The 8,544-nt window shown below is 72.0% G+C and carries 10 protein-coding genes and 1 pseudogene; all 11 read left to right on the plus strand.

The window, feature by feature from the left end; all coding sequences use genetic code 11:
* The coding region (locus tag MBSD_RS10405) for a flagellar hook-length control protein FliK (RefSeq protein WP_148667864.1) at positions 1 to 489 on the plus strand (489 nt) is incomplete at its 5' end.
* 338 nt (positions 490 to 827) lie between these two features.
* Positions 828 to 1,334, plus strand: coding sequence for a flagellar basal body-associated FliL family protein (locus tag MBSD_RS10410; RefSeq protein WP_082306605.1), 507 nt, complete (start codon positions 828 to 830; stop codon positions 1,332 to 1,334).
* A gap of 13 nt (positions 1,335 to 1,347) precedes the next feature.
* Positions 1,348 to 2,364 (plus strand): flagellar motor switch protein FliM, encoded by a 1,017-nt coding sequence (gene fliM / locus MBSD_RS10415; RefSeq protein ID WP_062537269.1) that lies wholly within the window; start codon positions 1,348 to 1,350, stop codon positions 2,362 to 2,364.
* A complete protein-coding gene (gene fliN, locus MBSD_RS10420) occupies positions 2,361 to 2,720 on the plus strand; it encodes a flagellar motor switch protein FliN (protein ID WP_062537270.1) in 360 nt (119 codons plus the stop codon). Before fliM ends, fliN begins: the two co-directional genes overlap by 4 nt.
* Positions 2,721 to 2,725: 5 nt before the next feature.
* Entirely contained in the window at positions 2,726 to 3,151 is a 426-nt protein-coding gene (gene fliO / locus MBSD_RS10425) for a flagellar biosynthetic protein FliO (RefSeq protein ID WP_082306606.1), read from the plus strand.
* Positions 3,148 to 3,876 (plus strand): flagellar type III secretion system pore protein FliP, encoded by a 729-nt coding sequence (fliP, locus tag MBSD_RS10430; RefSeq protein ID WP_062537271.1) that lies wholly within the window; start codon positions 3,148 to 3,150, stop codon positions 3,874 to 3,876. The genes fliO and fliP overlap by 4 nt, the downstream gene beginning before the upstream one ends.
* Before the next feature lie 10 nt (positions 3,877 to 3,886).
* Positions 3,887 to 4,156 (plus strand): flagellar biosynthesis protein FliQ, encoded by a 270-nt coding sequence (gene fliQ / locus MBSD_RS10435; protein WP_062537272.1) that lies wholly within the window; start codon positions 3,887 to 3,889, stop codon positions 4,154 to 4,156.
* Between the two features lie 4 nt (positions 4,157 to 4,160).
* Positions 4,161 to 4,940 (plus strand): flagellar biosynthetic protein FliR, encoded by a 780-nt coding sequence (gene fliR, locus MBSD_RS10440; protein ID WP_062537273.1) that lies wholly within the window; start codon positions 4,161 to 4,163, stop codon positions 4,938 to 4,940.
* A 3-nt stretch (positions 4,941 to 4,943) separates the two neighbouring features.
* Positions 4,944 to 6,083, plus strand: coding sequence for a flagellar biosynthesis protein FlhB (gene flhB, locus MBSD_RS10445; RefSeq protein WP_062537274.1), 1,140 nt, complete (start codon positions 4,944 to 4,946; stop codon positions 6,081 to 6,083).
* Positions 6,084 to 6,097: 14 nt separating this feature from the next.
* On the plus strand, positions 6,098 to 8,188 hold the full coding sequence (gene flhA, locus MBSD_RS10450) for a flagellar biosynthesis protein FlhA (RefSeq protein ID WP_062537275.1): 2,091 nt from the start codon (positions 6,098 to 6,100) through the stop codon (positions 8,186 to 8,188).
* A gap of 64 nt (positions 8,189 to 8,252) precedes the next feature.
* Positions 8,253 to 8,544: pseudogene (locus tag MBSD_RS15780) on the plus strand (flagellar biosynthesis protein FlhF); the annotation flags it as partial.

The following is an 8,544-nucleotide window of genomic DNA, read 5'->3' on the forward strand; positions in this document are numbered from 1 at the left end:
GCCGACGGGCCGCCGCGGCACGACGACGCGACGCCGGCGCCCGCGCCGGCGGCGCCGCACGCGCTGGCGCTGCCGCAGCCGGCGGGCACGCCGGCGTGGAACCGGGATCTCGGCGAGCACGTGGTCTGGCTGGCCGGCCAGGACGTGCAGCAGGCGCGCATCCGCCTGCATCCGCAGGAACTCGGCGCGCTGGAAGTGCACGTGCGCGTCGAGCACGCGCGCGTCGATGTCGCCTTCGCCGTGCAGCATCCCGGCGCGCTGGTGGCCGTACAGGACGCGCTGCCGCAGCTCGGCGCGCTGCTCGGCCAGCACGGCCTCGCGCTCGGCCAGACGTCGGTGGCGCAGCGCGATGCGCAGCAATCCGGCGGTCAGCCGCGCGGCGCGCGCGCGCAGGTCGGCGCGGACGCCGTCGACGGCGTCGACGCTGCCGCGGCCACGCCCGTGCGCGGCGCGCGTGCCGGCGCCGGCCTGTTCGACGATTTCGCCTGAGGCGCGCGCCTCGCGCCGCGCGCGTTCGCGACGGCCGCCGGCACGCGGGCTCCTACGGCGCGTGCTCGACAGGAGCCCGCGCGCAGGCGATCGCGACGACGCCTCCGCTTTCATCCGCGCTCTTTCTGCGTCGATCCGCGCCCGGGCGCTGCTGTCATGCGAACGTCTCGCCCTCCCGCGCGCCCGCCCGCACGCCGTCAAATTTCCGACTGCGCCGCGCGGCGTCGTCGCCAACACGTTGAAGCCGCGCGGCAAATCCGCGGCGCCGCGGCGTGGCACGCCGATTGCATTTTCGACCGCGCGGACGCGTCGTCCGCGCGCATCGCCACGAGGAAGCCATGGCCGCAGTCGAGGACAGCATCGAAGTCGCCGCCGAAGCGGAAGCGCCGCCGGCGAAGCGCGGCAGGCTGCTGCTGATCGTGGGCGTGCTCGTCGTGCTGCTGGCCGGCGCGGGCGCCGGCGCGTGGTTCGCGTTCGGCCGCGCGCCCGCGGCGCAGGGCAAGGCCGCGGCGGCGAAGCCGGTCGCCGAGCCGCACTACCTCGCGCTGGATCCGCCGTTCATCGTCAACTTCCGCGACGACGACGCGCTGCGCTTCCTGCAGGTGGGCGTCGAGGTGATGGCGCGCGACCAGGCCGCGCTGGACACGCTGAAGGCGGAAGAGCCGGTGGCGCGCAACGCGCTGGTGCTGCTGTTCTCCAGCCAGGACTACAAGACGCTCAGCTCGCGCGACGGCAAGGAGAAGCTGCGCGCCGAGGCGCTGACCGAGCTGCAGAAGATCGTGCGTCAGCGCTCCGGCAAGCCCGGCCTCGAGGCCGTGTACTTCACCAGCTTCGTGATGCAGTAACGGGACGCGCGCGATGGCCGCCAACGACATCCTCTCCCAGGACGAGATCGACGCGCTGCTGAACGGCGTCAACAGCGGCGAGGTGGAGACCGAGAACGACGCGCCGCCGGAAGAGGGCGCGGTGCGGCCGTTCGATTTCACCCAGCAGGACCGCATCGTGCGCGGCCGCCTGCCGACGCTGGAGATGGTCAACGACCGCTTCGCGCGCTACTTCCGCACCGGCCTGTTCAACCTGCTGCGCAAGAGCTGCGAGGTGTCGGTGCAGGGCGTGAAGATGCTGAAGTTCTCCGAATACGTGCACGGTCTGGCCGTGCCGACCAATCTCAACCTGATCCGCGCCAAGCCGCTGCGCGGCACCGCGCTGCTGGTGCTGGAGCCGACCCTGGTGTTCACCGTGGTCGACAACTTCTTCGGCGGCGACGGCCGCTTCCGCGTCAAGATCGAGGGCCGCGACTTCACGCCCACCGAGAACCGCGTGATCCAGATCGTGCTGCGGGAAGTGTTCGCGGCGATGGTCGAGGCGTGGGCGCCGGTGCTGAAGATGGACTTCGAGTTCATGAACTCGGAGATCAACCCGCAGTTCGCCAACATCGTCAGTCCGACCGAGACGGTGGTGGTGTCGCGCTTCCACGTCGAGCTGGACGGCGGCGGCGGCGACATCCACATGACCATGCCGTACTCGATGGTCGAGCCGATCCGCGACCTGCTCGACGCCGGCGTGCAGAGCGACCGCGGCGAGAAGGACGAACGCTGGACCGCGGCGCTGCACGAGGAAATCCTCGACGCCGAGCTCGACCTCACCTCGCTGCTGGCGGAAACCCGCATCAGCATCGGCGACTTCCTGCGCCTGCGTCCCGGCGACGTCATCCCCATCGACCTGCCGGACCAGGTGACCGTGTTCGCCGAGGACGTGCCGTGCCTGCGCGGCCGCCTCGGCGTCGCTTCCGGCTGCAACGCCGTGCGCATCGACAGCGCGATCCGCCGCCGCGAGCGCAAGGCCATCGACATCACCAAGGAGCAGCGTGCATGAACCAGCTCAACGGCAGCGCCGCCGGCGCCAACGGCAGCGACTACGCCAAGGTGCAGTTCGACGATCTGCAGGACAGCGGCGGCAAGGACGGCGGCGAGGTCAACCTCGACGTCATCCTCGACGTGCCGGTGACCCTGGCGATGGAGGTCGGCCGCACCCGCATCAGCATCCGCAACCTGCTGCAGCTGAACCAGGGCTCGGTGGTCGAGCTCGACCGCGCCGCCGGCGAACCGCTCGACGTGTTCGTCAACGGCACCCTGGTCGCGCACGGCGAGGTGGTGGTGATCAACGAGAAATTCGGCATCCGCTTGACGGACGTGATCAGTCCGGCCGAGCGCGTGCGCAAGTTGCGGTGAGCGCCGTGCGCCACGGGACCGCCCTTCTTTCCCTCTCTGTCGTCCCGTGGCCGGCGCTTGCCGCCTCCACCGCGGCGGCGCCGGCCACGGCCGGCGCCTCGCTCGCCGGCGAACTGCTGCGCGTGGTGCTGAGCCTGGCCGGCGTGGTCGTGCTGATCCTCGCCGCCGGCTGGCTGACGCGCCGCCTGCAGCAGGGCGTGCGCCCCGGCGCGCGCCGGCTGCGCTGCGTCGAGAGCCTGAACGTCGGCGCGAAGGAGCGCGTGCTGCTGCTGCAGGTCGGCGAGCGCCAGCTGCTGCTGGGCGTCGCGCCCGGCCGCGTCAGCACGCTGCACGTGCTGGAGGCGCCGCTGCCGGAGCCGCCGGCCGCGGCCGCATCCGAGGCGGGTTTCGCGCAACTGCTGGCGCAACTGCGCCGCGGAGGCGGGCAATGAGGCGCGCGCTGCCCGTCCTGCTGCTGCTGGCGCCGCTGCCGGCGCTGGCCGCCGGCTTGCCGATGGTCACCGTCAACGCCGCGCCGGGCGGCGGCCAGACCTGGACGCTGAGCGTGCAGATCCTGCTGGCGCTGACCGCGCTGACGCTGCTGCCGGCGATCCTGCTGATGATGACCTCGTTCACGCGCATCATCATCGTGCTCGGCTTCCTGCGCCAGGCGCTCGGCACCGCGCAGACGCCGCCCAACCAGGTGCTGCTGGGCCTGGCGCTGTTCCTCACCTTCTTCATCATGTCGCCGGTGCTGTCCGCCGCCTGGCAGAACGGCGTGCAGCCGTACATGGACGGCAAGCTCGGCGAGCAGCAGGCGTTCGAGGCGGCGGCGCAGCCGTTCCGCCGCTTCATGCTCGACCAGACCCGCGAGCCGGACCTGCAACTCTTCACCAGGCTGGCGCACGGCGACGGCTACGCCTCGAAGGACGACGTGCCGCTCGGCGTGCTGGTGCCGGCGTTCGTCACCAGCGAGCTGAAGACCGCGTTCCAGATGGGCTTCCTGCTGTTCATCCCGTTCCTGGTGATCGATCTCGTCGTGTCCAGCGTGCTGATGTCGATGGGCATGATGATGGTCTCGCCGATGATCGTCTCGCTGCCGTTCAAGATCATGCTGTTCGTGCTGGTCGACGGCTGGACGCTGATCGTCGGCACGCTGGCGGCGAGCTTCTACTGAGGGCGCGCCGATGACGCCGGAATCCGTCATCGAGATCGGCCGCCACGCGCTGGTGCTGACCATGCTGCTGGCGGCGCCGCTGCTGCTGACCGCGCTGGCGATCGGCCTGGTGGTGGGCATGTTCCAGGCCGCCACGCAGATCAACGAGATGACGCTCAGCTTCATCCCCAAGCTGATCGGGCTGGCGCTGGTGCTGGTGATCGCCGGGCCGTGGATGCTGCGCACGCTGATCGATTTCACGCGCGCGCTGATCGAAGGCCTGCCGGGCATGGTGGGGTAGCCGCATGCAGCTCGCGCTGGCCGATCTCGTCGTCTGGGCGGAACGTGTGGCGTGGCCGCTCGGGCGCATCGGCGGCCTGATGCTGACCGCGCCGGTCCTCGGCGGGCGCAACGTGCCGGCGCGCATCCGCGCGGCGTTCGCGCTGCTGCTGGCGCTGCTGCTGGCGCCGACGCTGCCGTTGCAGTCCGCGCTGCCGTCGGCGCTCGCCCCGGCCGGCCTGGCGACGATGGCGCAGCAGGTGCTGATCGGTGCGGCGATCGGTTTCGCGCTGCGGCTGGTGCTGGAGGCGGTCGCTTTCGGCGGGCACCTTGTCGCGCTGACGATGGGCCTGTCCTACGGCGAGGTGGTCGATCCGCAGAGCGGCACCTCGGAGCCGATGCTGAGCCAGTTCTACCTGCTGCTGGCGACGCTGCTGTTCCTGGCGATGGACGGCCATCTCGCATTGATCGCGCTGCTCGGCGACAGCTTCCGCACGCTGCCGGTGGGCGTCGCGTTCGGCGCCGACGCGCTGCACGCGCTGGTCGCCTTCGGCGCGCGGCTGTTCGAAGGCGCGCTGGCGGTGGCGCTGCCGGCGGTGGCGGCGATGCTGGTGGTGAACATGGGCTTCGGCGTGATGAGCCGCGCCGCGCCGTCGCTGAACCTGTTCGCGGTCGGCTTCCCGGTGACGCTGTCGCTCGGCTTCGTGGTGGTGTGGCTGAGCCTCGGCGGCTTGCAGGCCGCGGTGGCGTCGCTGACCGACGCCGCGTTCGAACTGCTGCGCGCCCTCGTGGCGGCGAGGCCGTGAGCGATGGCCGACGAACGCGACGGCCAGGAACGTAGCGAACAGGCGTCGGAAAAACGCCTGCGCGAGGCGCGCGAGAAGGGCGACGTCCCGCGCTCGCGCGACTTCACCGCCGCCGCGGTGACGCTGGCCGCGCTGGGCGCGCTGCTGGCGACGCGCGCGAACATCGGCGCGCAGCTGCTGGCGCTGTGCCACGGCGGCTTCGCGATCCCGCGCGAGGCGCTGGCCGATCCGCGCGCGCTCACCGCGGCGCTCGGCGCCGCCGCGCTGGCGGCGCTGAAGCTGGTCGCGCCGGTGCTGGGCACGGCCACCGCCGCCGCGCTGCTGGCGCCGCTGGCGCTGGGCGGCTGGACGTTCAGCGGCGAGGCGCTCGGTTTCAAGTTCGAGCGACTCGATCCGGTCGCCGGCTTCGGCCGCATCTTCGCCCTGCGCGGCGTGGTCGAACTGGTCAAGGCGCTGGCCAAGTTCGCCGTCGCCGCCGGCGTCACCGCGCTGCTGTTGTGGCAGCTCGCGCCGCAGCTGCTCGCCACCGGCACGGGACCGGTGCGGGCGGGCGCGCTGCGCGCGCTGTCGCTGGTCGGCTGGGCGTCGCTGGCGCTGGCCGGTTCGCTGCTGCTGATCGCCGCGGTCGACGTGCCCTGGCAGCTCTACGACTACGCGCGGCGCATGCGCATGAGCCGCGAGGAACTGAAGCAGGAATACAAGGAGACCGAGGGCAGCCCCGAGGTCAAGGGCCGCATCCGCAACGTGCAGCAGCAGCTGGCGCGCCGGCGCATGATGCAGGAAGTGCCGCGCGCCGACGTGGTGGTGACCAACCCCACGCACTACGCGGTGGCGCTGCGCTACGACGAGGCGCGCATGCGCGCGCCGGTGGTGGTGGCGAAGGGCGCCGACATCGTCGCCGCGCAGATCCGCGACGTCGCCGCGCGCCATCGCATACCGACGGTGGAAGCGCCGCCGCTGGCGCGCGCGCTGTTCCGTTCCACCGAGCTCGGCGCGCCGATCCCGGCCGCGCTGTACGTCGCCGTCGCCCAGGTGCTGGCCTACGTGTACCGGCTGAAGGCGGCGGCCGCCGCCGGCCAGCCGGCACCGCCGCCGCCGGTGCCCGAGATCGATCCCGCGCTTGATCCGCAGAACCCACGCTGAGCAGGACCGTCGCCATGGCCGCCGTTGCCGCAACGCTGTTCGACACCTTCAAGAGCTCCGCCCGCCGCGGCCTCGGCGCGCCGCTGGTGGTGCTGGTGGCGCTGGCGATGATGATGCTGCCGCTGCCGCCGTTCGTGCTCGACCTGCTGTTCACCTTCAACATCGCGCTGTCGCTGGTGATCCTGCTGGCGGTGGTGTACGTGCTGCGGCCGCTCGACTTCGCCGCGTTCCCCACCGTGGTGCTGATGGGCACGCTGCTGCGGCTGGCGTTGAACGTCGCCTCCACGCGCGTGGTGCTGATGCACGGCCACGGCGGTCCGGGCGCGGCCGGCAAGGTGATCGAGGCGTTCGGCGAGTTCGTGATCGGCGGCAACTTCGCCGTCGGCCTGGTGGTGTTCGCCATCCTCACCATCATCAACTTCGTGGTGGTGACCAAGGGCGCGACGCGCGTCTCCGAGGTGACCGCGCGCTTCACTCTGGATGCCATGCCCGGCAAGCAGATGGCGATCGACGCCGACCTCAACGCCGGCATGCTCACCCAGGAGCAGGCGCGCGAGCGCCGCCAGGAAGTGCGCGAGGAAGCCGACTTCTACGGCGCGATGGACGGCGCCAGCAAATTCGTGCGCGGCGACGCCACCGCCGGCATCCTGATCCTGTTCATCAACATCGTCGGCGGCTTCGCCGTCGGCGTGCTGCAGCACGGCCTGTCGGTCGGCGACGCGCTGCACAACTACACGCTGCTGACCATCGGCGACGGTCTGGTCGCGCAGGTGCCGGCGCTGATGCTGTCGATCGCCACCGCGGTGATCGTCACCCGCGTCTCGCGCGCGCAGGACATGGGCAAGCAGGTGGTCGGCCAGGTGTTCGGCCAACCGAAGGCGCTGGCGGTGGCCGGCGTGGTGCTGGGCGTGATGGGCGTGGTGCCGGGCATGCCGAACGTGGCGTTCCTGCTGCTCGGCGCCGCCTGCGTCGGCGGCGCCTGGCTGCTGGCCAAGCGCCGCGCGGCGCCGGCGGAGGAAGCGCCGGCCGAGGCGGCCGCGGTCGCCGCCGCGCCCGGCGAGCCGGCCGAGCTCGGCTGGGACGACGTCACCGCGGTCGACGTGATCGGCCTCGAGGTCGGCTACCGGCTGATCCCGCTGGTCGACCGCAACCAGGGTGGCGAGCTGATGGGGCGCATCAAGGCGGTGCGCAAGAAGCTGTCGCAGGAACTCGGCTTCCTGGTGCCGGCGGTGCACATCCGCGACAACCTCGACCTGTCGCCGAACGGCTACCGCATCGCCCTGCTCGGCGTGCCGGTCGGCGAGGCGGAGGTGTTCACCGACCGCCTGCTGGCGATCAACCCCGGCCGCGTGCACGGCACGCTGGTCGGCATTCCCACCAAGGATCCGGCGTTCGGTCTGGAAGCGGTGTGGATCGAGTCCGGCGCGCGCGAGCAGGCGCAGAGCCTCGGCTACACCATCGTCGATCCGTCGACGGTGGTGGCGACGCACCTCTCGCAGATCCTGCAGACGCACGCGCACGAGCTGCTCGGCCACGAGGAAGTGCAGCAGCTGCTCGACCGCCTGGCGCAGAGCGCGCCGAAGCTGGTCGAGGACCTGGTGCCGAAGCGGCTCGGCCTCGGCGCGGTGGTCAAGGTGCTGCAGAACCTGCTGGCCGAGCGCGTGCCGATCCGCAACCTGCGCACCATCGTCGAATCCTTGGCGGAACACGCGGCGCAGAGTCAGGATCCCGGCGCGCTCACCGCGCAGGTGCGCGTCGCGCTGGGCCGGCAGATCGTGCAGGAAATCGCCGGCCTGGGCGCGGAATTGCCCGTCTTCACGCTGGCGCCGGAGCTGGAACAGATCTTGCTGCAGAGCCTCGCGGGCGGCGGCCCGGCAGGTGCCGCCGTCGAGCCGCGGCTGGCGGAGCGTCTGCAGCAGAACGTCGCCGACGCCGCGCGCCGCCAGGAGATGGCGGGCGAGCCCGCCGTGCTGCTGACGGCGCCGCAACTGCGGCCGTGGCTGGCGCGGTTCACCTGCCATGCGGCGCCCGGCCTGCACGTGCTGGCCTACAACGAAGTGCCGGACAACCGGCGCGTGCGGCTGGTGGCGACGCTGGGACGCTGAAACGCGGATGCGCTTTCGTTGAGCGGCGATCGCCGGATCGCCGCGAGCGGGAACAGGGGACGGTATGAAGATCAAGCGATTCGTGGCATCGGACATGCGTCAGGCGATGGCGCGGGTGCGCGACGAGCAGGGCCCCGACGCGGTGATCCTCTCCTCGCGTCGGCTCGCCGAGGGGATCGAGATCATCGCCGCGATCGATTACGACGAGGCGCTGATCCGCGAAGCCGCGGGCCAGGCCGAGACGGCGCGGACGCAGGAACCGGAGGGCGACGAAGCCGTCGCGGCGACGCCTCCCGCCGCCGCGCCTGCGGCGGCCGCGGCGGCGACGCGCGCGCCGCTGGCCGCATCGCGCGCCG

It is taken from the genome of Mizugakiibacter sediminis, from assembly GCF_000953855.2.
In the GTDB taxonomy this organism is placed as follows: Bacteria; Pseudomonadota; Gammaproteobacteria; order Xanthomonadales; family Rhodanobacteraceae; genus Mizugakiibacter; species Mizugakiibacter sediminis.